At 47.4% G+C, this 24414-nt stretch carries 22 protein-coding genes and 2 tRNA genes; 20 read left to right on the top strand and 4 right to left on the bottom strand.

The genetic code is table 11. The features are described 5' to 3' along the window. The first annotated feature begins 45 nt into the window (after positions 1 to 45). Positions 46 to 1035, top strand: coding sequence for a response regulator (locus RJ32_RS05275; RefSeq protein ID WP_034819816.1), 990 nt, complete (start codon positions 46 to 48; stop codon positions 1033 to 1035). Here the strand turns inward: RJ32_RS05275 and RJ32_RS05280 are convergent. After that, entirely contained in the window at positions 1004 to 1315 is a 312-nt protein-coding gene (locus RJ32_RS05280) for a DUF6170 family protein (protein WP_011234346.1), read from the bottom strand. The two genes, RJ32_RS05275 and RJ32_RS05280, sit on opposite strands and share 32 nt — an antisense overlap. Before the next feature lie 103 nt (positions 1316 to 1418). On the opposite strand from RJ32_RS05280, the gene galU reads away from it, so the two are divergent. Continuing rightward, complete coding sequence (gene galU / locus RJ32_RS05285; RefSeq protein WP_034819819.1) at positions 1419 to 2303, top strand: UTP--glucose-1-phosphate uridylyltransferase GalU; 885 nt, start codon at positions 1419 to 1421, stop codon at positions 2301 to 2303. 7 nt (positions 2304 to 2310) lie between these two features. On the opposite strand, the gene RJ32_RS05290 is transcribed toward galU, so the two are convergent. From RJ32_RS05290 to cmoA, 3 genes are read right to left on the bottom strand one after another with little or no spacing between them, the layout of a single operon-like run. Then, on the bottom strand, positions 2311 to 3204 hold the full coding sequence (locus RJ32_RS05290; RefSeq protein ID WP_034819822.1) for a LysR family transcriptional regulator: 894 nt from the start codon (positions 3202 to 3204) through the stop codon (positions 2311 to 2313). A 21-nt stretch (positions 3205 to 3225) separates the two neighbouring features. Continuing rightward, positions 3226 to 4197 (bottom strand): tRNA 5-methoxyuridine(34)/uridine 5-oxyacetic acid(34) synthase CmoB, encoded by a 972-nt coding sequence (gene cmoB, locus RJ32_RS05295; protein WP_034819825.1) that lies wholly within the window; start codon positions 4195 to 4197, stop codon positions 3226 to 3228. An 8-nt stretch (positions 4198 to 4205) separates the two neighbouring features. After that, on the bottom strand, positions 4206 to 4937 hold the full coding sequence (gene cmoA, locus RJ32_RS05300; protein ID WP_034819829.1) for a carboxy-S-adenosyl-L-methionine synthase CmoA: 732 nt from the start codon (positions 4935 to 4937) through the stop codon (positions 4206 to 4208). 117 nt (positions 4938 to 5054) lie between these two features. Between cmoA and RJ32_RS05305 the strand changes: the two genes are divergently transcribed. The 18 genes from RJ32_RS05305 to RJ32_RS05390 all read left to right on the top strand — a co-directional run bounded on the left by RJ32_RS05305 (position 5055) and on the right by RJ32_RS05390 (position 24413). Continuing rightward, positions 5055 to 6485 (top strand): diguanylate cyclase domain-containing protein, encoded by a 1431-nt coding sequence (locus RJ32_RS05305; RefSeq protein WP_034819982.1) that lies wholly within the window; start codon positions 5055 to 5057, stop codon positions 6483 to 6485. A 73-nt stretch (positions 6486 to 6558) separates the two neighbouring features. After that, on the top strand, positions 6559 to 8328 hold the full coding sequence (aspS, locus tag RJ32_RS05310) for an aspartate--tRNA ligase (protein WP_034819831.1): 1770 nt from the start codon (positions 6559 to 6561) through the stop codon (positions 8326 to 8328). A 16-nt stretch (positions 8329 to 8344) separates the two neighbouring features. Then, positions 8345 to 9094, top strand: coding sequence for a YebC/PmpR family DNA-binding transcriptional regulator (locus RJ32_RS05315; RefSeq protein ID WP_034819834.1), 750 nt, complete (start codon positions 8345 to 8347; stop codon positions 9092 to 9094). Next, positions 9095 to 9631, top strand: coding sequence for a crossover junction endodeoxyribonuclease RuvC (gene ruvC, locus RJ32_RS05320; protein ID WP_011234338.1), 537 nt, complete (start codon positions 9095 to 9097; stop codon positions 9629 to 9631). A gap of 12 nt (positions 9632 to 9643) precedes the next feature. Further along, a complete protein-coding gene (gene ruvA, locus RJ32_RS05325) occupies positions 9644 to 10261 on the top strand; it encodes a Holliday junction branch migration protein RuvA (protein ID WP_034819837.1) in 618 nt (205 codons plus the stop codon). 9 nt (positions 10262 to 10270) lie between these two features. Further along, the gene (gene ruvB, locus RJ32_RS05330; protein ID WP_034819840.1) at positions 10271 to 11290 is read left to right on the top strand and encodes a Holliday junction branch migration DNA helicase RuvB; all 1020 of its coding nucleotides are present in this window, start codon (positions 10271 to 10273) and stop codon (positions 11288 to 11290) included. A gap of 401 nt (positions 11291 to 11691) precedes the next feature. Continuing rightward, a complete protein-coding gene (gene ybgC, locus RJ32_RS05335) occupies positions 11692 to 12102 on the top strand; it encodes a tol-pal system-associated acyl-CoA thioesterase (RefSeq protein WP_034819843.1) in 411 nt (136 codons plus the stop codon). 3 nt (positions 12103 to 12105) lie between these two features. Continuing rightward, positions 12106 to 12816, top strand: coding sequence for a protein TolQ (gene tolQ / locus RJ32_RS05340; protein ID WP_034819846.1), 711 nt, complete (start codon positions 12106 to 12108; stop codon positions 12814 to 12816). After that, positions 12813 to 13241, top strand: a complete 429-nt coding sequence (tolR, locus tag RJ32_RS05345; protein ID WP_034819849.1) for a protein TolR — start codon at positions 12813 to 12815, stop codon at positions 13239 to 13241. Before tolQ ends, tolR begins: the two co-directional genes overlap by 4 nt. Before the next feature lie 2 nt (positions 13242 to 13243). Continuing rightward, entirely contained in the window at positions 13244 to 14161 is a 918-nt protein-coding gene (tolA, locus tag RJ32_RS05350) for a cell envelope integrity protein TolA (RefSeq protein ID WP_235598921.1), read from the top strand. An 11-nt stretch (positions 14162 to 14172) separates the two neighbouring features. Then, complete coding sequence (gene tolB / locus RJ32_RS05355; protein ID WP_034819852.1) at positions 14173 to 15522, top strand: Tol-Pal system beta propeller repeat protein TolB; 1350 nt, start codon at positions 14173 to 14175, stop codon at positions 15520 to 15522. Between the two features lie 53 nt (positions 15523 to 15575). Continuing rightward, positions 15576 to 16112, top strand: coding sequence for a peptidoglycan-associated lipoprotein Pal (pal, locus tag RJ32_RS05360; protein WP_034819855.1), 537 nt, complete (start codon positions 15576 to 15578; stop codon positions 16110 to 16112). Between the two features lie 68 nt (positions 16113 to 16180). Continuing rightward, on the top strand, positions 16181 to 16894 hold the full coding sequence (ybgF, locus tag RJ32_RS05365; RefSeq protein ID WP_235598922.1) for a tol-pal system protein YbgF: 714 nt from the start codon (positions 16181 to 16183) through the stop codon (positions 16892 to 16894). 129 nt (positions 16895 to 17023) lie between these two features. Further along, positions 17024 to 17099, top strand: a tRNA-Lys gene (locus RJ32_RS05370). Between the two features lie 30 nt (positions 17100 to 17129). Beyond that, a tRNA-Lys gene (locus RJ32_RS05375) sits at positions 17130 to 17205 on the top strand. Between the two features lie 141 nt (positions 17206 to 17346). Next, complete coding sequence (nadA, locus tag RJ32_RS05380) at positions 17347 to 18387, top strand: quinolinate synthase NadA (protein ID WP_034819861.1); 1041 nt, start codon at positions 17347 to 17349, stop codon at positions 18385 to 18387. A 138-nt stretch (positions 18388 to 18525) separates the two neighbouring features. Further along, positions 18526 to 22992, top strand: a complete 4467-nt coding sequence (gene gltB / locus RJ32_RS05385; protein ID WP_034819864.1) for a glutamate synthase large subunit — start codon at positions 18526 to 18528, stop codon at positions 22990 to 22992. Beyond that, the gene (locus tag RJ32_RS05390; RefSeq protein ID WP_034819866.1) at positions 22992 to 24413 is read left to right on the top strand and encodes an FAD-dependent oxidoreductase; all 1422 of its coding nucleotides are present in this window, start codon (positions 22992 to 22994) and stop codon (positions 24411 to 24413) included. Before gltB ends, RJ32_RS05390 begins: the two co-directional genes overlap by 1 nt. Position 24414 lies beyond the last annotated feature (1 nt).

Below are 24414 nucleotides of genomic sequence, written 5' to 3' on the forward strand. Positions count from 1 at the left end.
TTCCTGAACAATGCTTAGGGCATGAGTCATAACTAAGAAGTGACAATGCCCCGAGCACACATCGCATTAATTGAAGACGATCCGGTATTTCAGTCTGTCGTCAGACAGTATCTGGTAAATAGCGGTTATGATGTGTGTTGTGCAGATAATGGTAAGCAAGGTATTAAGCTTTGTCAGGAAGAATGCCCGGACATTGTGCTCTGCGATTTAAAACTACCGGACATTGATGGCCTTGAAGTCATCGAGCAACTGCTTAAAGTTTGTACCCAAATTCCAATTATTGTCATCTCCGCGTCTGAAAAGATGTCCGATATCCGTGAGGCTGTTCGCCTTGGTGCCTGGGATTATTTGGTTAAACCTGTGCAAAACCTTAGTGTGATTGAAAACGCTATCGAGAATTGCCTGCAACGTTACCAGTTGGAAGAAACTTACCTGCACGATGTATGGGAGCTGGACGCACATATTGATATTTTGTATCAGGACGACGTTATCGTTGGGCGGCTGGTTGATGAGTTGCTGCCGGACGGGCCATTAAACCTTAATGGCTACCAATTTAATTGTTCCATTAATGACTCAGAAAAGGCTCCGGTCTGGATTGACTATCGGCCTTTAACCGAGGGAAGAGCTTTAGTCATTATGGCTGCTGCGCAAAATGCTACTGAGCAGAATCTGCTGCCCTTACTGGTATTAAAAACTCTTATTGACCCGCTTATTCGCCAGCATTTGTCCGGGCACGATAACACTTTGCTTGCGCCCGGGTTGTTATTACAGCATTTGAATCACGAGCTTTGTCATTCACAGGTGAGAACCGCTTTTGATGCTCTGGTAGGCATTGTGGATACGACTAAGCATAGTTGGTTATGGGCTCAGGCTGGAGATAAATTTGAGCCAGAGCCGGGAGCAAAACCCGACCTGGCGTTAGGTATCTGGCAGCACGCCAATTTTCGTGAGCACCGCATAGAACATTTACATAAGTTGCATTGCGGGTACGAGAACACCGAGCTTATTGTGACTGCTGTGCCTCAAACTGTTTGATGGCTTTATCAAGGTATGGCAGTGACATATTCAAATTAATGGGTTGTGTAAATAGTGGGTAACCAATACCTGCCGCTAGTAAAGCCGGAACTTTCCACCAACCTTCGACCTCTACAATAAAGAAGAAAATAAGACAAATAGGCACCAATTTTGCCATATTACAAATGAGGCGGCGTGGCACCGGCATTTTTTCCTGTGCCATGGATAAGATCATAGCTCGCTGAGTAAAGCTGTAGTTAGACAGTTGCGGAATGTGACGCGAAGAAAAATATAAAGCCATAGTCAGTCTTTCATTTGAATTTTGTTAATTGGGTTGCATTATAACATGGGAAAAGGTTATAAACTTGCGCTTCTGAAGTGAACAGAATTTAAGGACAGCTGTTATGGTCAAAAAAGTCGTTATTCCAGTAGCCGGGCTCGGAACTCGGATGTTACCTGCTACCAAAGCCATTCCGAAAGAAATGTTGCCGTTGGTCGATCGCCCCCTTATTCAATACATTGTTGAGGAATGCGCCGCTGCAGGTTTGACCGATGTCATTCTGGTCACTCACTCAAGTAAGAACTCGATAGAAAATCACTTTGACACGAGCTTTGAGCTGGAAACGACTCTGGAGCAGCGGGTAAAGCGCCAATTACTGGCTGAAGTAAAAGCTATTTGTCCTGAAAAAACCACAATTATGCATGTTCGTCAGGGTGTTGCAAAAGGCTTAGGGCATGCCGTTCTATGCGCGCGTCCATTAATCGGAGATGAGCCTTTTGCTGTCGTATTACCTGACGTTCTGGTTGATGAAGCCAGTTGTAAACTGAATCGCGATAACTTAGCTGAAATGGTGAAAAACTTTGAAGCAAGCGGGCATTCACAAGTCATGGTCGAAAAAGTGCCGCAGCAAGACGTTAATAAGTATGGCATAGCCGATATTAATGGCGCGGAGTTGAGTCCGGGCGAACAGGCTGGTATTACTCAACTGGTTGAAAAGCCGTCAGTTGAAGATGCACCGTCAGATTTGGCCGTAGTTGGTCGCTATGTCTTTTCAGCTGATTTATGGCCGCTGTTAGAGAAGACTCCGGTGGGTGCAGGCAATGAAATTCAGTTGACTGATGCCATGGCAATGCTGCTGGAAAAACAACCGGTTAATGCGTATTACATGAAAGGCAAGAGCCACGACTGTGGTAACAAATTAGGGTACGCTCAGGCATTTGTTGAACATGCTTTGCGACACCCGGACTTGGGCGCCGACATGAAAGCCTACATTCAGTCTCTGAAATAAAGGTCTTTTAACGGGACTGGTACTTAAGTATCAGTTCCGACAAAGTTTTTGCACAAGGCCCGGTTAGTTCTGCTTTGGGTAATACCATATACAAACTGCCTTTGCGCGAACTGCTTCCCTCAACTTCTATTTTAGCGAGTCTGCCAGAATCTAAATCTTCCTGAGCGATGTAGCCCGGCAACCAGCAAAAACCTAATCCGTTACGAATGAGTCTGAGAGCTTCATCAAAGTGGCTTACCGTCCAGCGTTGCTCGGCTTTTAACCAGCCTTCGTCTTCTACCGGCTGGCTGCCGGTATCCTGAATGACTATTTGCAAATATTGAGACAGCTCGTTCTGGTTAATAGGTTGTTCCAGCTTTGCCAACGGGTGTTCAGGGTGACAAACCAAATCCATACTGTACTGACCTATAGGCTCTCCGATAAAGCCGCGGGGCAGATGGTGCGTAATAACGACATCAGCTGTTTGTTCCTGAATTTGCTCGACGGTGCCGGTAAGCACGGTATCGTTGATAATCAGTCGACTGCCCCGACTAAGCTGTTGGAATTCATCCAGCACAGGAATTAGCAGACTGCGGTCAAATACCATTTCTAACGCAAGTTTAACTTCCGGCTCCCAGCCTTGCTCGAGGTTATCCGCCAGCTGCTCTATTTCTTCGGTCAGATTGGTTAACTGACGAGAGCGGCGAAGCAAAACTTCACCCGCCGCGGTTAGGTGAGCTTTTCGGCCTCTGACTTCCAATAACTGTACACCTACCACTTGTTGCAGTTTGGCAACCGCATGGTTAAGCGACGACTGGCTTTTGTTCAGTGCTTCAGCCGCATGCGCGTAACCGCCACAGTCAACAACTGCCTGCAGGATACGCCATTGCTCAATGGTCGATTTCGGTCGGTAAACACTCATCTTGATTCCACTCCGGTGGGGCTAAACCCGAGCGGTAATCACTGCTCGAATCGGTGCCTGGTAACCTTCAATAGTCTTATTTGTGTCATTTGGATCAAGAAAATCGGCTAACGACTCGCCGGTCATCCAATCTGTGCGCCGTTGTTCGTCTATTGAGGTAGTATTATGGTCAACCACAGAGATGTCTTTGAATCCTAATCTTTCTAACCAGACGGACAACGCACTGGCGCTGGGTAAAAACCAGACGTTACGCATTTGCGCGTAGCGCTCACCAGGCATCATGACGGTGGTTTCATTGCCTTCCACAACAATGGTTTCTAACACTAACTGACCGCCCGGGCGGATTAAAGATTTCAGTTGCTGTAAAAATTCAACAGGTGAACGACGATGATAAAGCACACCCATACTGAATACGGTATCGAAGCTTTTAAGTTCCGGCATATGTTCAATACCAACCGGGAAAAAGTGTGCCCGTTGCTGCCAGGACAAAGGCATTAACTGGCTAATGGCTCTGAATTGCATAAGAAAAAGCTCGCCCGGGTCAATTCCCCAAACGTGTTCAGCACCGGCTTCCAGCATCCGCCATAAGTGATACCCGCTCCCACAGCCAACGTCCAGCACCTGACGGCCGTTTAGGTCATCTAAATGTGGTGCTACGCGTTGCCATTTCCAGTCAGAGCGCCATTCTGTATCGATAAAAACGCCGAATAAATCAAAGGGGCCTTTACGCCAGGGCTGTAACTGCTGGAGTAGCCCGGTTAAGCGAGCCCTGTCGGCATCAGAGGCCTCATCTGCTTCGCCTATCTGCACGGTATCGGACAATTTAACGTGTTTTGCGGTCAAGTCTGGCAATTGTGTTAGAACCCGCTGCCAGCGTTTTAAGTTCCCGTGAGGGTTATTCTTAAAGGCCGTAAGTTGAGGCGCCAGAGTATCCAGCCATTGGCTGTGCGGACTTTGCACAAGTGCGCTAAGTTCTTTACTGAAATCAACCATAATATCCCTTATTTAACGGCCAGCATGGCGGCAAAGTTAAAGCACTGGAACCAAACCGAACTGTGCTGAAAGCCGGCTTTTTGAAAACGCTGTTGATGAGCCTGCAATGTATCAACTTTCATCACGTTTTCGATTGCCGCTCGTTTTTGGCTAATCTCAAGTTCACTGTAACCGTTGGCTCGTTTAAAATTGTGGTGCAGTTCAATGAGCAAGTCGTTCATAGATTCATCCGAGTGGCGTACTTTTTCCGCGACTAATAACGCGGCACCTTCATTCATACCATTGAAAATGTTCTGTATAACGGCGTCTCTTTTATCCTGGCTAATAAATTGCAAAGTGAAATTTAGCACCACCACTGACGCATTTTTAATTTCGGTGTCGGCTAGATCCTGACAGTGAAGCTCAACCGGAATCTGGCTTTTAAAGCCATCCAGATGCAGTTGCGCGCGTTCTATCATGGGTTGAGAGTTGTCTATTCCAATAATTTTGCAGTTTTCTGTCTGCTCGCACCCTTTACGCATAGCAAGCGTCGCTGCGCCCAATGAACAACCCAAATCGTACAAATGACTATTAGCCTGAACATAGCGGCTAACAATTTGTGGCAACGTCTGTAGGATACTGGAGTAGCCCGGAACCGACCGGTTAATCATGTCAGGAAATACTTCGACAACCTGCTGGTCAAAACAGAAGTCGGAGATGCTGGGCAAAGGCTTGGAAAATATCGTGTCATGTTGCGTCATAGAAGCTACTTTTCTTCGATAAAGAATTAAGATTAATAGGCATTTTACCGATAAAAGCTACTGACGCACAGGCAATATTCGACTAAAATCCGCGCTATCGCAGTGGAGGGTAAAACATTGAAACGAGCTTTGGGTATAGCAAGTGTTATTTTTGCTGTTTATTCTGCCTTTTTATCTTGTAGTTACGCAAGTCAGCCGGAAGGCTGGCTTGAAGACTATGACAAGATACGTGTAGGTGTGCCTGAGCAACTGGAACCTTTAGTTTCTATAGAGGGAGACAAAGCTAAAGGACTGGACGTCGACTTAGTGAATCAATTTACCCGGGGGTTATCTATTGATGTTGTCTGGAAGCCTTGTGGTCATTGGCAGCAATGCCTTGATGCGTTAAAGAATAAAGATATTGATGTCTTAACCAGCGTTTCTTATTCGGTTGAACGTAACCAGTTTATGGATTTCACCCAAAGCTACTGGTCTATGCCATGGGCGGTTGTTTCGCTGGATAATATGCGAAAAAGTGATGGTAGCGTTGCGTTAGAGCAATTGAATAATAGCAAAGTTGGTGTAGTAAAAGGTTATAGTATTGAACCTGAATTGTCACAACTCAGCAGTATACATACCTTACCGGTTAATAATATTCGGGAGGGGATGAACTTATTGAGAAATGGCGTTATTGATTATTATGTCGACAGCTTGCCTGTATTGGTTAATGAGTTGCAGATACGCCCGGTTCCCGGCTCTAGTTTATCCGTTATTGATAAGGCTGAAGGCGAAGCTTTATACCTTGCCGTACGAGATGACTGGCAGCCTTTAGTCACGGCGCTGAATCGTGGTATTGATTCAGTTACGGTTAGTGAACGCAATAAGCTTAAAAATAAGTGGTATGGATTTGAGTTGGAGCGAGGCTGGAGTAACGAGGAGTTACTTGGAGTTCTGGCCAAAGCTGGCTCTATCGTGCTACTTATTATTGTTGGTTTCGTTATATGGAACAGTCGACTAAGAAAAGAAATTAAGTTACGTAAGGCTGCGGAGAGACGAATCCGGCATATTGCGACCCACGACGAACTGACAGGACTACCTAATCGAAATTTAATGCAGGATCGCCTGGAACAAGTCTTGAGTCAGAATGAAAGAGCGGGGAAGCCCTTTGCCGTTCTGTTTCTTGATTTAGATGGTTTTAAAAAAATAAATGACGACCATGGTCACAATTATGGTGATGAGCTTTTAATACATGCAGCTCACAGAATGGGCAGCCTGTTGCGCCGTTCAGACACTGTCTGTCGTCATGGCGGCGACGAGTTTGTAATTATATTGCCGACAGCAAATAACGTTGGCTCCGCACTAGCGGTATCCCGCAAGCTGGTGGTGCAGTTAGCAAAGCCATATAAAATTAAAAAGAAATCGCTAGAAATTAGCGTATCTATTGGTATTGCTATTTACCCAAAACATGGGGTAAACGCAGAGGAGCTGCTGCGCTCTGCGGACAAAGCCATGTACCGGGCAAAAGCCGCTGGCAAAAATGATGTGCGTCTGGCCGGCGACGACGGATGACATTCGGCGTCAGTCCGCTATAATGTTGCGCTTCGTAAAACATTCATTGCAACAGCTAGCAGGATAAACGCGCATGCGAACTCATTACTGTGGACAAATAAATGCTGAATTGGCGGGACAAGAAGTCACGCTATGTGGTTGGGTTAATAAACGTCGTGACTTAGGCGGCTTGATTTTTATCGATTTGCGCGACCGGGAAGGGTTGTTGCAGGTTGTTTTTGACCCCGATCAAAAAGCGTTATTTGATACAGCGAACAGCCTGCGCCAGGAATTCTGCGTGCGCTTAAGCGGTAAAGTTAACCGTCGCCCGGAAAGTCAGGTGAATAAAAACATGACGACCGGCGAAGTTGAACTGCTGGCAACCGACTTAGAAATCTTGAGCCGTTCTGAACCGCTTCCAATCGACTTCAATCAGCAAGTGAGCGAAGAAGCCCGCTTGCGTTATCGCTACCTTGATTTACGTCGTCCGCAAATGAACGAAAAACTTCAGTTTCGCGCTAAAGTAACCAGCGCAGTACGTCGTTTTCTGGATGACAGCGGTTTTCTTGATATTGAAACGCCAATGTTGACCCGCGCAACACCGGAAGGCGCGCGGGACTATCTGGTGCCAAGCCGTACCCACAAAGGTCGTTTTTTCGCGCTGCCACAAAGTCCTCAGCTCTTTAAACAGCTGCTTATGATGTCGGGCTTTGACCGTTACTACCAAATTGTTAAGTGCTTCCGCGACGAAGACTTACGTGCTGATCGTCAACCTGAATTCACTCAAATCGATATTGAAACTTCTTTCATGACGGCTGAGCAGGTCATGCAAATTACCGAGCAAATGGCTCGTGACCTCTTCAAGCAACTACTTGATGTGGACCTGGGTGAATTCCCTAGCATGACCTGGCACGAAGCCATGCGCCGCTTTGGTAGTGACAAGCCAGACCTGCGTAACCCGTTGGAGTTGGTAGATGTTGCCGACGTCTTAAAAGATGTTGAGTTCAAAGTATTTTCAGGCCCGGCGAATGACGAAGAAGGCCGTGTTGCTGCTATCCGTTTACCGGGGCAGGCTGAAAACGTTTCACGCAAGATGATTGACGAATACACACAATTTGTCGGCATTTATGGCGCTAAAGGTTTGGCCTGGATTAAAGTAAACGACCGCAGTGCAGGGCGGGAAGGCTTGCAGTCACCTGTTCTTAAGTTCCTGCCGGACGAAGTGATTGAGCCATTATTAGAGCGCACTGAAGCGCAAACTGGCGATATCCTGTTCTTTGGTGCCGATAAAGCGAACGTTGTTGCTGAAGCTCTGGGTGCTTTACGCCTGAAGTTAGGTAAAGACTTTGAACTGGTCAGTAACGAATGGAAGCCGCTATGGGTTGTTGACTTCCCTATGTTTGAAGTTGCAGACGATGGAAGCCTGGCTGCGTTACACCACCCATTCACCGCGCCGGTCAATGTGACTCCGGAGGAGTTAAAAGCCAACCCGGCAGCCGCTATTTCAAACGCCTACGATATGGTGTTGAATGGTGTTGAGTTAGGTGGTGGCTCGGTTCGTATCCACGAAAACGCAATGCAGCAGGCGGTGTTTGAAGTTTTAGGTATTGAAAAAGACGAAGCGCAGGAAAAATTTGGCTTCCTGCTGGAAGCATTGAAGTACGGCACGCCACCACATGCAGGTTTAGCTTTTGGTTTAGACCGCCTGGTAATGTTAATGGTTGGCGCAAGCTCCATTCGTGACGTTATTGCCTTCCCGAAAACAACCACTGCGGCTTGTGTTCTGACCGACGCGCCGGGTGCAGCGAACCCGGCAGCATTGCAAGAGCTGGGCGTAAAAAGTATTGTGAAGGAAGACGAGTAATCAACAGAGGTGAAAAATGGCTGGTCATTCCAAATGGTCTAATATTAAGCACCGGAAAGCCGCGCAGGACGCTAAGCGCGGCAAAATCTTTACCAAGTTAATTCGTGAAATAACGGTCTCTGCCCGCGAAGGTGGTGGAGACCCTGAAACCAACCCGCGTTTACGTGCGGCTATCGATAAAGCCTTATCCAATAATATGAAGCGCGACACCATAGATACTGCGGTCAAACGCGGCTCGGGTGATCTCGAAGGCGATAATGTTGATGAGCTGACTTATGAAGGTTATGGCCCCAATGGCGTGGCCGTGTTGCTGGAATGCATGACCGATAACCGCAACCGGACGGTGTCAGATGTTCGCCACGCGTTCAGTAAGTTAGGTGGTAACTTAGGTACCGACGGCTCTGTCGCCTACTTATTTAATAAGAAGGGCGTTATTAGCTATGCTGACGGTGTGACCGAAGAGCAGGTTATGGAACCGGCGCTTGAAGCCGGCGCGGAAGATATTCTTGCTTATGATGAAGGGAGTATCGATGTCATTACATCGCCGGAGAACTTTGGTGCCGTTAAAGATGCTCTGGATGCTAAAGGACTCGAGGCCAGCAACGCTGAAGTGACTCAGGTGCCTGATACCCGCGTTGATTTGGACGAGGAATCCGCACGAACCTTTTTAAAACTGCTGGATGCGCTGGAAGACTTAGATGACGTGCAAAACGTTTATCACAATGCCGATATCTCTGATGAGATCATTGCGCGACTGGACGACTAAGTGGCGATTATTCTGGGTATCGACCCGGGTTCGAGACTGACCGGCTACGGCGTTATAGAGCAGCGCGGACGGCAACTGAATTACCTTGGTAGTGGCTGTATAAAGGTTATTGGTACCACTAAAGAGCCTTTGACCCTGGCGGAAAAACTGCGTCGCATTCATGACAGCGTCAGTGAACTCATTACTCAGTTTAAGCCAAACGAATTTGCAATAGAGCAAGTGTTTATGGCAAAGAACCCGGATTCTGCCTTAAAGCTTGGGCAGGCGCGTGGAGCGGCGATTGTGGCTGCGGCGTGTGCAGAGCTTCCGGTAGCAGAATATTCAGCGCGCCAAATTAAACAATCTGTGGTGGGTAACGGCGGGGCAGAAAAGTCTCAGGTTCAGCATATGGTGATGGCTTTACTGAATTTGCAGCGTTGCCCTCAGGAAGATGCCGCAGATGCACTTGCTGTTGCCTTATGTCATGCTCACAGTTCACAAAACCTGATTAAAATGGCAGGCGCCGCGCGTAAAACTGTGCGCGGGCGTTTGCGTTAATGGAGTAAAAAAGTGATAGGTCATATTCAGGGCGTACTTACCAGCAAGCAACCGCCGGAAGTGGTATTAGATGTACAGGGCATTGGTTATGAAATTCAGTTGCCAATGACCTGCTTCTATCAATTGCCGCCGATAGGGGAAACCATTAAGTTAATCACGCATTTTGTGGTGCGCGAAGATGCGCAACTATTGTATGGTTTTATTTCTGCTTCAGAACGTTCGCTGTTCCGACTACTACTGAAAACTCAGGGAGTTGGCCCGAAACTGGCTTTGGCTATTTTATCCGGCATGTCAGCAGATGAGTTTGTCATGGCGGTGAATCAAAACGACGTTACTCGTTTGGTAAAATTACCGGGTGTAGGCAAAAAGACCGCAGAACGCCTGGTGATTGAAATGCGTGACCGTCTCAAGGACTGGCAGCCGTCTACGCCATTTACTGACCGGGCACCGTTGGATAGTCAGGGTATGGATGCGGGAGAGCATCCGGCCGATGCAAGAACAGATGCTATTAGCGCCTTGCAGTCACTTGGCTATAAAGAAAATCAAGCTGAAAAAGCCTTGCAAAAAGTGTACTCTGCAGAACATAACAGTGAGACCTTGATTCGACTGGCACTAAAACAGCTGTCGTAAGGAAACCCCATGATAGAAGCCGATCAAATACCAACTCAACGGCTCATTGAACCCGACGTACAGGGTGAAGATGAGGCTGTTGATCGTGCCATACGGCCTAAAACTCTGGCGGATTATACTGGGCAGAAGCATGTCGTTGAACAGATGGGAATTTTCATTGAGGCCGCGCGCAAACGTCAGGAAGCCCTGGATCATCTTTTAATTTTTGGTCCTCCGGGGTTGGGTAAAACGACGCTGGCGAACATTGTGGCGAATGAGCTGGATGTGAGTATTAAAACAACTTCCGGTCCGGTTCTGGAAAAAGCCGGTGACTTAGCGGCATTGCTGACTAACCTTGAAGCACACGATGTTTTATTTATTGATGAAATTCATCGTTTGAGCCCGGTTGTCGAAGAAATTCTTTATCCGGCTATGGAAGACTATCAACTGGATATTATGATTGGTGAGGGTCCGGCCGCGCGTTCGATTAAATTAGACTTACCACCTTTTACTCTTATTGGAGCCACCACCCGTGCTGGCGCGCTGACGTCACCGCTACGTGACCGCTTTGGTATTGTGCAGCGTCTTGAATTTTACGATGTTAACGAATTAACCGACATTGTGGCGCGGTCGGCTCACTTTATGAATGTCCGGATGCTTGACGGTGGAGCCCGGGAAATAGCACGCCGCTCAAGAGGAACGCCACGTATAGCTAACCGTTTATTGCGTCGGGTACGCGACTACGCCGAAGTCAGAGGCAATGGCGACGTTGACGAAGCAACAGCCAATGCAGCGTTGACCATGGTGGATGTTGATCAGGCTGGTTTTGATTATATGGACCGGAAGCTGTTATTAGCCATTATGGAAAAGTTCATGGGTGGGCCTGTGGGGTTAGATAACCTGGCAGCAGCCATAGGCGAAGAAAAAGATACCATTGAGGATGTTCTGGAACCTTATTTGATTCAGCAGGGCTTTTTACAACGCACGCCGCGAGGACGTATAGCGACTCCCAGAGCTTATCAGCATTTTGGCTTAAAGCCCGAAAAATAGGTAAAAAAAAGCCCGCACAATGTGCGGGCAAACAGAACAACAAGAAGGAAGTTAAATCCAGGGAACTATTGCTGAATAAACAATCTCAGAAAAAGTGACAACCAATCTCTTCGTCTTTGATATGCTGGGTATTATAAAGTTAATCTGATTCTGATCAAACAAGAAAAATTAGATGTTCGCATTATAATAACTAATCTGGAAGTTGTGTTCTTTGTACAAAAAAAGCGCAACATATTTGTAACAAAAAAGAAAAAGCTCTAAAAATCATAGTTTTGATATTTTGTTCTTTTCGTCCTGTTATAAAAAAAAGTCTGCTGACAAAGTAATCAGTTGTGGTTTTAAGGGCTTCTTTACAAAATATTACACAAAGGTAACTTTTCGGAACTTTACTTGAGGTGGTAATGTCTCATTATGAATTTGAATGGCCTATCCGGGTTTACTACGAAGACACGGATGCAGGTGGTATTGTTTATTATGCTAATTATCTCAAGTTCATTGAAAGAGCACGAACCGAGTGGTTAAGATCATTAGGGATTGAACAGGATACCTGGTTAGCTCACAATATAGCCTTTGTGGTTCGCAAGGTAGAACTGGATTTACGGCAGGCGGCTAAGTTTAATGCTGAACTAAGAGTTACTGTCAAAGTTACAAAGATTAAGAAAGCCTCTTTGGCTTTCGAACAACAAGTTTTGGCGAAGGATGGCAGTGTGCATTGCCAGGCAACAGTGTTAGCAGCCTGTGTTGATAATCAGGCGATGAAAGCTGTCGCTATTCCGGAACCGATAATATCGCGTATTCAGTCAGGGGTTTAAAGCGTGGAAGCAGAACTATCGTTTATTGATTTATTCATGCAAGCCAGTTTCTTGGTCAAGCTGGTGATGGTTATGTTACTGGCGATGTCGGTATGGGGCTGGGTGTTAATTTTTCAGCGCAAAAAAGTGTTGAAGCAGGCTCGAAATGACGCGCTAAAGTTTGAAGATAGATTCTGGTCAGGCGTCGATCTTGCACGCCTTTATCAGGAAATTTCTGCTCGCGCCAAGAATGCGCGGGGAATGGAGTTACTGTTTCACGCTGGCTTTAAAGAGTATGCCCGGCTGCGTAACCACTCAACAACAAATACGCAAACTATGCTTGAAGGCGCCTTTCGTGCAATGCGCGTGGCGCACGCTAGAGAAACCGAAAAGCTGGATAACAACTTAGGTATTTTGGCCACTATTGGTTCTATAAGCCCTTATATTGGTTTGTTTGGAACGGTATGGGGAATAATGAATGCTTTTATCGCTTTAGGTGCCGTGCAACAGGCTACGCTGGCTATGGTTGCACCGGGTATCGCCGAAGCACTGATTGCAACTGCGATGGGTCTTTTCGCAGCGATACCGGCCGTTATTGCTTACAACCGATTCACCACCAGCGTGGAAAAAGTTGATAATCAATACATGAACTTTATTGATGAATTTATCTCGATTTTACAGCGACAGTCGTCAGCTCAGGCAGGCAAAAGTAAAGTAGAGGGCGAAACGGTATGATGGTAATGCCGCGCAAGCGTCGTAAGCCGGTTGCGGAAATTAACGTAGTACCTTACATCGACGTGATGCTGGTTCTGCTGATCATCTTTATGGTAACAGCCCCTTTAATCACCCAGGGGGTTAAAGTGGACTTACCGAAAGCAACGGCCGAGCCTCTTTCTGAAGAGAGTAAACCACCTTTGGTTGCATCGGTTGATGCTGAAGGGCGTTACTATTTAAATCAGGGAGATACTCAGGATACGCCCATGCAGGCTGATGAACTCGCAACTCTGGTTGCCGCTCACCTGCAAGTTGAACCAGATACTCCGGTTATGGTCAATGGTGATGGAGCGGTGTCTTATAATCAAATTGTGCAACTGATGGTGTTACTGCAAAGAGCGGGTGTGCCCTCAGTCGGTTTAATGACAGATTCGTCGGATAATTAGTTGTGGCAAAATCAGATAGCTTAACCTTACCGCTGATATATTCGATTGTCATACACGCTGCAATTGCGGGCGTGTTGCTGATTAGCTTTGAATTTACCCCCTCAACGCCAGAGGCGATGGAGGTGAATTTAGATCAGAGCGAACTGGATATGTCAGAAGAGATTGTTAGCGCGGTCACCGTTGATAAATCCAAAGTTCAGCAACAGGCGGATAAAATTCGTCAAAAGAAAGCGGAGCAAGAGGCGGCTGAACAACGCCGTATCGAACAACTTGAACGACGAGCTGCGGAAGCGCGGAAATCGCGTGAAAGAGAAGAACAGCGCAAGAAAGAAATTGAACGTCAGCAGGAGCTTGAAAAGCAGCAAGCCGAAGAAGCACGTAAGCAAGCTCAGCAAGAGAAAAGAGAGGCGGAACGTTTAGCTGAAGAACGGGCTAAAGCCGAGGCGGCAGCGAAAGAAGCAGAACGCCGTAAACGCGAAGCCGAAGAAGCCGAGCGGCGTGCTGAAGAGGAGCGTAGAAAACGCGAAGAAGAACGCCGTAAGCGTGAAGAAGCGGAACGTAAAGCTGCGGAACGAGAAGCTCAGCTGCAAAAAGAAATGGAAGAAGAGCGTGCACGCCGGCAGGCAGCTCGCCGTCAGCAGGTATTGAGTGAAGTTGAAAAGTATCAGGCGCTTATTCAGCAAACTATTCAGCGAAACTGGAATGTTGATGACTCAATGCGTGGCAAGTCATGTGAGTTAACCATACGAGTAGCTCCAAGCGGATTCGTTAAGTCAGTAGACACCGGCAGTGGCGATGCGAACGTTTGTCGTTCAGCTCAAAATGCCGTATTAAAAGCTACAACGCTGCCGGTTTCTGAAGATCCGGAAATTTACGAACAAATGAGTACAATTAAACTGACTGTAAAACCGCAGTTGTAACAAGGTGACCGATGAAAAATCTATTAATTAAAAGCATTTTACTCTTTGTTGCGCTAACCGTTTTTGCGCGTGCCGGGGTACTGGAAATCGTCATCACGGAAGGTATTGATACCGCGCGGCCGATTGCTGTTGTGCCTTTTCAGTGGAAAGGTGAAGGAGAGGCGCCAAGCGAAATTACCGATGTTATTGCTGCAGATCTTATGCGTAGCGGTAAATTTAATCCGATTCCCACAACTGCTATGCCGCAACGTCCGGCTGCTGATGATGAGATCGATTATTCGGCCTGGGCAAAAATGGGCGTAGAAGCCATTTTGGTTGGCTCAATAGAACCGTATTCAGTCGACCGCTATATGGTTAAGTTTGAAATTATTGATGTGCTCCGGGGACAAATTACCGGTGGTAACTCGCAGATGTTACGCAACGGTGAGTTGGTGCAGAGTAATGACCATGTTCTTGATTCACGCTCCAGTGTTATTGATGGTGATCAATTTCGCTCTTATGCACACCGAATTTCTGACGTGGCGTATGAAGCATTAACCGGCGAGCGTGGTGCTTTCATGACAAAAATCGCTTATGTCACGGTAAACCACGATGACCGTTATCCCTATAAACTTGCGGTTGCCGATTATGACGGAGCGAACGAGAAAATATTGTTACGTTCACCAGAGCCACTGATGTCTCCGGCCTGGTCTCCAGATGGTAATAAATTGGCTTACGTTAGTTTCGAGAATAAAACGGCAGAAATATTCATGCAGGATATTTATACCACCCGCCGTGAGAAGCTTACGTCCTTCCCGAGGATAAATGGTAGTCCGGTTTTCTCGCCAGATGGTAAAAAGTTAGCTATGGTTTTATCTAAGGATGGAAATCCTGAGCTTTATGTCTTTGATATTAAAACTAAGGACTTGCAACGTGTTACTCGTAATCGTACGATTGATACAGAGCCGAATTGGACACCAGATGGTGAATCTTTAGTGTTTACCTCAGAAAGAGGTGGCAGACCGCAACTATATAGCGTAAATTTATCATCAGGTCAGGTTCGTCGGTTAACCTTTGATGGTGAACAGAATTTAGGTGGTACCTTATTACCGTCTGGCGAAGATATGATTTTAGTGAACCGTACACGGGGTAACTATCATATAGCTAAGCAAGAGTTTCCACGTGGAAATATGCAAGTTTTAACGAAAACGGCATTAGATGAGTCGCCTAGCGTGGCGCCAAATGGCAGTATGATTATTTACAGTACCACGCACAATAATAAGCAAGTGCTGGCTTTGGTTTCTATTGATGGACGTTTTAAAGCACGATTACCGGCAACCGATGGTGAAGTTAAGTCACCGGCTTGGTCGCCATTTATGTAAAACAAAAGCCTGAATGGTTGAATTGTTCGATAAAAACGATAAGGACGAAAAGGATGCAGCTTAATAAACTTTTAAAAGCTCTGGCAATCGTTGTACCAATGGCAACTCTGGCCGCTTGTAGCTCAAACCAGGAAACTGATTCAGGTATGGGCGCAGGTCAGGAAACCAATCAACAAGCTGAGCAAGACTCAGGCGTTGAAGTCGGTGCAGCAGAACGCCAAAAATCGGCTGAAGAACAACGTAAAGAGAAAATGGAAGCGTTACGTAAAGAACACATCGTTTACTTCGCTTTTGATAAATCTAACGTTCAGTCAGAATACACAGACTTGTTATCAGCACACGCTGATTACTTAGTTAAGAACCCATCTGTGAAAGTTGTTATTGAAGGTCATACCGACGAGCGCGGTACACCTGAATACAACATCGCGTTAGGTGAGCGTCGTGCTAAAGCGGTTGAGAGCTACTTGCACAACTTAGGTGTTCAGGATTCTCAAACCTCGACTGTTTCATACGGCGAAGAGAAGCCAATGGTAAATGAATCAAACGAACGCGCATACTCGAAAAACCGTCGCGCTGTTTTAGTTTACTAATTTAAAAGTAACGGATAGTAATGAGAAAAACGCTGTTAGCTGTATGTTTGTGTGTGCCTGGGGTTGTTATGGCCCAGGCACCTGTTTCCGGGCTGTCGTCTTCAGGTGACGTTGAGCAACGACTGGAACAAATCGAGCGCATGCTCGAAGCTCGTTCCGGCGCTCAGCTTGAAATGCTTAATCAGTTAGGCTCTTTGCAGCAAGATGTTGCTGAATTAAGAGGTATAACCGAAGAGCATGAATATCGTCTGGAGCAATTGTTGGAACGCCAGCGCGAGCTGTATCAGGAAATTGATCGTCGCTTCAGTAATTTGAAGTCGAGCAATAGCCAGAGTGGAAGTACGGGCGATGATTACAATGACCTGGAACAGGTACCGACACAAACAGGCAATAGCAGCTATTCTCCAAATCTTAGCGAGAATGATGCTTATGACAAGGCGATAGCTTTGGTCCTTGAAGATAAGCGTTACGATGAAGCTATACCTGCATTTGAGTCCTTTCTTAAGAACTTTCCAAACTCAACTTACTCTCCTAACGCTCACTACTGGTTAGGTCAGTTGTTTTTTGCTAAACGTCAATACGACGAAGCAAAACAGCAATTTGAAACTGTTGTTAATGACTACCCGGATAGTAATAAACGTGGTGACTGTTTATTAAAGCTTGGTGCTATTGCCAGTGAGCAAGATAAATCGGCAGATGCAAAAGCATATTACGATCAAGTGATTGAAGAATACCCGGAAAGTACCGAAGCTAATTTGGCAAAACAACGCCTAAATCAGTAACAACTGGGCAACATGTGTTCGTGAATTAAGCAGTCGCACAGTTTTTTTCAATTTTCAGTTGCATACGCGCACTATTTCAGTAAACTATGCCGCCGTTGCCAAGCAGAAACGGGCAATATTATTGGCGTTGGGTTGTTAGCTCAGTTGGTAGAGCAGTTGACTTTTAATCAATTGGTCGCAGGTTCGAATCCTGCACAACCCACCACGTCGCCGATAAAAATATTTACCAGAATTTGGGTTGTTAGCTCAGTTGGTAGAGCAGTTGACTTTTAATCAATTGGTCGCAGGTTCGAATCCTGCACAACCCACCACTTCCCTGAAAACTCATTACGAAAACCACGTAGCCATACAGATGACCTAAGGGTGATACTGACTTAGCTATTAGCGTCCCTTGAATTCCGCTATAATAGTCCTCACTTATTAAGAACACTTGGAAAACAAGCCGTAGTATCATGACCGAGATTCAAACTCTGGATAGCCTTGATTATACTTTTCCGCCAAAGCCTAAACCGTTAAGTGCGGAAGAAAAGGCTGAAACTATTAATCGTATTAAGCAGCTTCTGCTTGATGAAGACGCTGTATTGGTGGCTCACTACTACACAGACCCGGATATTCAGGCGTTAGCCGAAGCAACCGGTGGCTGCGTGGCCGATTCTTTAGAAATGGCTCGATTTGGTCGCGACCATCCGGCAAAGAAACTGATTGTTGCAGGTGTTCGCTTTATGGGCGAGACAGCTAAAATTCTTACGCCTCATAAGCAAGTACTGATGCCAACATTGAAAGCCGAGTGCTCTCTTGATCTTGGTTGTCCACCAGAAAAATTTGCTGAGTTTTGTGATCAACATCCTGACCGGACCGTTGTCGTCTATGCGAATACTTCGGCAGCGGTAAAAGCTCGTGCGGACTGGGTAGTAACGTCCAGTATGGCGCTTGAGCTTGTTGATCATCTGGATGCCAAAGGGGAAAAAATTCTTTGGGCACCAGATAAGCATTTAGGCGGCTATATTGCACGGGAAACCGGAGCTGATATGCTGCTGTGGCAGGGCGCTTGTGTCGTGCATGATGAGTTTAAAGCGAAAGCCCTTCAGGATATGAAAAAACTTCATCCTGAGGCGGCTATTCTTGTGCACCCTGAGTCACCGGAGAATATTGTCGCGATGGCTGATGCTGTCGGTTCTACCTCGCAGCTTATTAAGGCGAGTCAGGAATTGCCAAATGAAACCTTTATAGTGGCAACCGACAAAGGCATTTTTTATAAAATGCAACAGTTGCAACCGAATAAGACCTTTATTGAAGCCCCCACTGCTGGTAATGGTGCAACGTGTCGCAGTTGTGCGCATTGTCCCTGGATGGCAATGAACGGCTTACAAGCGATAGAAGAAGCACTGAAGAACGGTGGTGAGACACATGAGATTCATGTCGATGAAGCTCTGGGCAAAAAAGCCATGGTGCCGCTAGACCGAATGCTGGAATTTGCAGCGACTTTAAAGTGATTTAAAAGGCTCCTTCGGGAGCCTTTTTACTTTTTGTCTATACAACATATTTGTAACAATAATAGCCCCAGTGCCTACCGAAGCTGATGCCTGCATGGTAATCTAGCTTTATTGAATAATTATTCGAGTGGTATAAGCATGGGACTTTATGATCCAGCTGATGTCCGTGATAACTGCGGCTTCGGCCTTATCGCTGATATTAATGGCGAAGCTCAGCAAGGTTTAATTTCTACCGCAGTAAAAGCGCTGGACCGTATGCAACATCGTGGTGGTATTGGCGCCGACGGTAAAACCGGAGATGGCTGCGGACTGCTACTGCAAATGCCCGAGCAGTTTTTCCGCCAGTACGCAGAAACTCAAGGTTGGCAGCTCAGTAAGAAATTCGCTGTCGGTATGGTATTTTTTAGTCGGGATAAGGATAAGCGCGAGTCCGCCCGCCACCTTATTGAGCAAGAGCTTCAACGAGAGACTTTAGCGGTCACTGGCTGGCGTAAAGTTCCGGTCAACAACCAAGTACTGGGTGAAGGCGCTAAAACCTCTGAGCCGGTTATTGAGCAGGTTCTGGTGTCGGCGCCTCCGGGCTGGCGTAAAAAAGATTTAGAAAGACGCTTGTATATGGCGCGGAGACGCATCGAAAAGTTGATGCCTAATCAGGATGAGCTTTATATTTCCTCGTTGTCGAGTCTGGTTTTAGTTTATAAAGGCCTGATGATGGCAGCTGACCTGCCGGCTTATTACTCCGATTTAGCCGATGCAGAAATGAAAACCTCGATTTGTGTTTTCCATCAACGCTTCTCTACCAATACAGAACCGCGCTGGCCGCTGGCTCAGCCGTTCCGGTTCCTTGCCCACAACGGTGAAATTAATACTATACGTGGGAATCGTCAGTGGACGCAGGCAAGAGCTTATAAATTCCAGACGCCCTTACTGCCTGACTTACAGGACGCAAAGCCACTGGTGGGACTGTCAGGCTCCGATTCTGCGTCGTTAGACAATATGCTGGAGCTGTTACTGGCCGGTGGCATGGATTTATTCCGGGCCATGCGCTTGCTTATCCCGCCGGCATGGCAGGGCGATGCCACCATGTCGGACGAAATGCGGGCCTTTTACGAGTTTAACTCCCTGCATATGGAGCCCTGGGATGGACCTGCCGGCGTGGTTATGAGTAACGGTCGGCATGTGGCCTGTAGTCTGGATAGAAATGGTCTGCGTCCGGCGCGGTATGTTTTGACCCGTTCGGGTATTCTGACCATTGCCTCCGAAGTGGGTATCTGGGATTACGACGAGCAGGAAGTGATTGAAAAAGGCCGCTTAGGGCCGGGACAAATGATGGCGGTGGATACTTATACCGGCAAAATTTGGTATAACGACCAAATTGAAGAAGAACTCAAGCAGCGTCACCCTTATAAACAATGGCTGGAACAACATCGTCGCCACTTGATACCGTTTGAACGCAGCCACGCCGACAAGCTGGGTAAACGTTTGTATGACGACGAGACCATGCTGGTTTTTCACAAAGCGTATTTGTATTCCGAAGAAGAAATACAGCAAATTATCAGTGTTCTGGCGAAAGATGGTCAGGAAGCTGTGGGTTCTATGGGGGACGATACACCGACCGCCGTGCTTTCAAAGCAGCCGCGTTTGCTTTACGACTATTTCCGCCAGCAGTTTGCGCAGGTGACTAACCCGGCTATTGACCCGATTCGTGAACGTCATGTTATGTCGCTTTCCACTATCATAGGCCGTGAGCATAATGTATTTAACGAGGCATCGGGCGATGCCGACCGGGTAGTATTTGAATCACCTATCCTGATGTACACCGATTTAAAACAGCTACGGGAACTTGATGAACAGCATTACCGGGCAACCACTTTATCGCTGGGTTTTGAACCGAAGCAGCAAAACCTGGAACAAGCCATTGAGAGTCTGGTTGAGCAGGCAAAACACGCGGTTAAGGATGAACAAACGGTTATTCTGGTTCTTAGTGACCGGGATTTACAGCGGGAACAACTGACGGTACCGGCAGCCATGGCCGTTGGTGCAGTGCAGCAAGCGTTGGTTGCAAATGATCTTCGCTGTGATTCAAACATTATTATTGAAACCGCTTCCGCACGTGATCCACACCATATGGCAGTCTTAATAGGCTTAGGTGCTACAGCTGTTTATCCCTACCTTGCGTATGAAACTGTGGAACAACTGGTGGCCCGGGGCAAAGTCACACTGGATATAAAAGAAGCGTTGCTTAATTATCGTAAAGGTCTGAATAAAGGTTTACTGAAAATACTCTCGAAAATGGGTATTGCGACCGTAGCAGGTTACCGGGGCTCCTCCTTGTTTGAGGCGGTTGGGCTGAACGAAGATGTGCGCCGTCTATGCTTTGAGAACGTACCAGCACGCATTGATGGTACCGGATTTGATGATATACAGCAGGATCTTCAGCAGAGCTTTCACCGCGCCTGGCTAACACGAAAAAAACTGGCTCAGGGCGGCTTACTGAAATATGTGCATGGAGGGGAGTATCACGCTTATAACCCGGATGTTGTGACGTCGCTACAACGCGCGGTGGCAACAGGCGAGCAGCGAGATTACGACGTTTACGCTAAGTTTGTTAACGAGAGGCCGGTGACTCACCTGCGTGACTTGCTCAGCATCAAATTGCCTGAAAAGGCAAAAATTAAAAAAGAAAAAGTAGAAGCTAAAGAGCTTCTGTTTCAGCGTTTTGATACCGCAGCTATGTCGATAGGCGCGTTAAGTGCCGAAGCTCACGAAGCCTTAGCTATTGCTATGAATACTATTGGCGGGCATTCAAACTCAGGTGAGGGCGGAGAAGATCCGAAACGCTTTAACAACGCAAAAAACTCGCGAATTAAGCAAGTGGCCTCGGGACGTTTTGGCGTCACGCCTCATTATCTGGTTAATGCAGATATTATACAGATAAAAGTTGCGCAAGGAGCCAAACCCGGTGAGGGCGGCCAGTTGCCCGGCGAAAAAGTCACAGCGGAAATTGCCCAACTGCGCTATGCAGTTGCTGGTACTACCCTGATATCGCCGCCGCCGCATCACGACATTTATTCCATTGAAGACTTAGCTCAGCTGATTTTTGACTTAAAGCAGGTGAACCCTAAAGCCTTGGTTTCAGTCAAGCTGGTTTCTACGCCTGGCATTGGCACCATTGCTACGGGGGTTGCTAAAGCGTACGCCGATTTAATTACTGTGTCCGGCTACGATGGCGGAACCGGTGCCAGCCCCATGACCTCGGTAAAATACGCGGGCTCGCCGTGGGAGCTTGGTCTGGTTGAGGTGCACGAAGCATTGGTTGCTAATAATCTGCGCCATAAAATTCGGTTGCAGGTTGATGGCGGCTTAAAAACCGGTATGGATATTGTGAAGGCGGCTATTTTGGGCGCTGAGAGCTTTGGTTTTGGCACCGCCCCTATGATTGCTCTGGGCTGTAAGTATTTACGCATTTGTCATTTGAACAACTGTGCAACAGGCGTAGCCACTCAGGATGAAACCCTGCGGCGGGAACATTTCTCCGGCTTGCCGGAACGCGTGGTGAAACTGTTTGAGTTTATGGCGGAAGAGGTGCGTGACATTCTCGCTCAATTGGGGCTGGAAAAGTTAACCGACGCTATTGGCCGGGTTGACCTACTGGAACGGCTGACAGGTGAAACCAAACGCCAGCAGCAGTTGCAGTTAAATGCCTTGTTGCAGTCAGCCGAGGTACGTTCAGAGCATTCTTTATATTGCACCGAGAAGAACCCGCCGTTTGATCAGGGCAAGCTGAACCAGCGATTGCTGGAGTTGTGCAAGGAGTCTATCGATAAGCGGAGCGGAGGTCATTGGTCTTTGACTATCCGTAATTACGACCGTTCGGTTGCTGCAAGTGTATCGGGTTACATTGCCAGCCAGCATGGAAATCAGGGAATGGCGGTTGCGCCAATTACTTTAGGTTTCATCGGTACCGCCGGACAAAGCTTTGGTGCATGGAATGCCGGAGGCTTAAAGCTTCATCTGACCGGAGACGCCAACGACTACGTTGGGAAAGGTATGGCCGGTGGTGAAATTACTATTAAGCCGCCAGCAGGCTTTCGTTATAACACGCACGAAGCAGTCATTATGGGCAATACCTGTCTGTATGGCGCGACTGGCGGAAAACTTTATGCTGCCGGTTGTACCGGCGAACGTTTCGCGGTGCGTAACTCCGGCGCGACAGCTGTGGTAGAGGGTATTGGTGACCATGGCTGTGAATATATGACCGGTGGAATTGTGGTGGTACTGGGGGAGTGCGGCATCAATTTTGGTGCGGGCATGACCGGTGGTTTTGCTTATTTAAGAGACAGCGACGGTGATTTGCACCGTCGGCTTAACCACGAGTTGGTTGAAGCGGTAGCAGTGGATACCCCGATTATTCAGGAGCACTTGCGCGGTTTAATTCATGAGCATCACGAAGCAACGGGAAGTCACTATTCGCGCGAGTTGCTAAACAACTTCGAGCAAATAGTGGACAGCTTTTATATCGTCAAACCAAAAGCGGCAGATGTGAAAGAGCTTTTAGGGCATCGGGCGCGGTCAACCGCAGAATTACGTGTGCAGGTGATGTAATGAACAAGAATATTTATCAGTTTTTGGACGTGCAGCGCATTGATCCGCCGAAACGTCCGGTTGAAGAGCGCCGCATTGAGTTTAAAGAAGTTTATGATCCAATGCCTGACGTGCAGCTAAAAGGCCAGGCAGATCGTTGCCTGGACTGCGGAAACCCTTATTGTGAGTGGCAATGCCCGGTTCACAACTATATTCCTCAGTGGCTGGAGCTGGCCAATGAAGGGCGGGTTATTGAAGCCGCTGAACTGATGCATAAAACCAACAGTCTGCCTGAGGTTTGTGGCCGGGTCTGTCCGCAGGATCGTTTGTGTGAAGGAGCCTGTACGCTGAATGACGGTTTCGGCGCAGTAACTATTGGCAGTATTGAAAAGCAAATGGTCGACGAAGCCTTTAAACAGGGGTGGCGGCCAGATTTAAGCGGTGTGACTCAGCGTCAGGAACGGGTTGCTGTCATTGGAGCCGGGCCTGCAGGTCTTGCCTGTGCCGACGTATTGACGCGTAATGGTGTCAAAGCTGTCGTTTACGATCGTTACCCGGAAATTGGAGGCCTGCTAACCTACGGCATTCCGCCATTTAAGCTGGATAAAGCGGTCATGACGTTGCGTCGTGAAATATTCACCGACATGGGTATTGAGTTTAAGCTGGGTGTCGAAGTGGGTAAAGACATCAGTTTTGCTGAGCTGGAAGCCAATTATGATGCGGTATTCTTAGCTCTGGGGACTTATAAAGCGCTGGATGGAAAACTAAAAGGCCTGGATGCAGATGGAGTTTATCCTGCCTTGCCGTTTCTCATTGGCAATACACAAAAGCTTATGGCTCATGAGCCTATGTCTCAGTATCCACTTATTGATGTGAAAGACGAGACCGTGGTTGTGCTTGGTGGTGGCGATACTGCGATGGACTGCGTCAGAACCTCAATCAGGCAGGGAGCGAGTTCGGTTGTCTGCGCTTATCGCCGCGACGAAGGTAATATGCCAGGGTCGCGCAAAGAAGTGCAGAATGCTCGCGAAGAGGGCGTGTCTTTTGAGTTTAACCTGCAGCCGCTGGAAGTAGTCACAGACAATTCGGGTAAGGTCAGCGGCGTGAAAATGATGCGTACTGAACTTGGCCCGGCGGACGCGGATGGCCGCAGACGTCCACAACCTGTGCCGGATTCAGAATTCATAATGCCTGCAACGGCGGTGATTATTGCTTTTGGCTATCAGCCCAGCCCGCCAGAATGGTTACAACAACATAAAGTGGAGCTAAGCAACTGGGGCACTGTGCTGGCCACTGGCGACACGGAGTTTGCGATGCAAACCAGCAACCCGAAAATATTTGCCGGTGGCGATATGGTGCGCGGCGCCGATCTGGTCGTGACGGCGATAGCAGAAGGACGCAACGCCGCCGAGGGAATGATGGATTATTTCGACGCCGTATAAG

This window comes from Idiomarina sp. 28-8, from assembly GCF_000320945.2.
GTDB classification, from domain to species: Bacteria; Pseudomonadota; Gammaproteobacteria; order Enterobacterales; family Alteromonadaceae; genus Idiomarina; species Idiomarina loihiensis.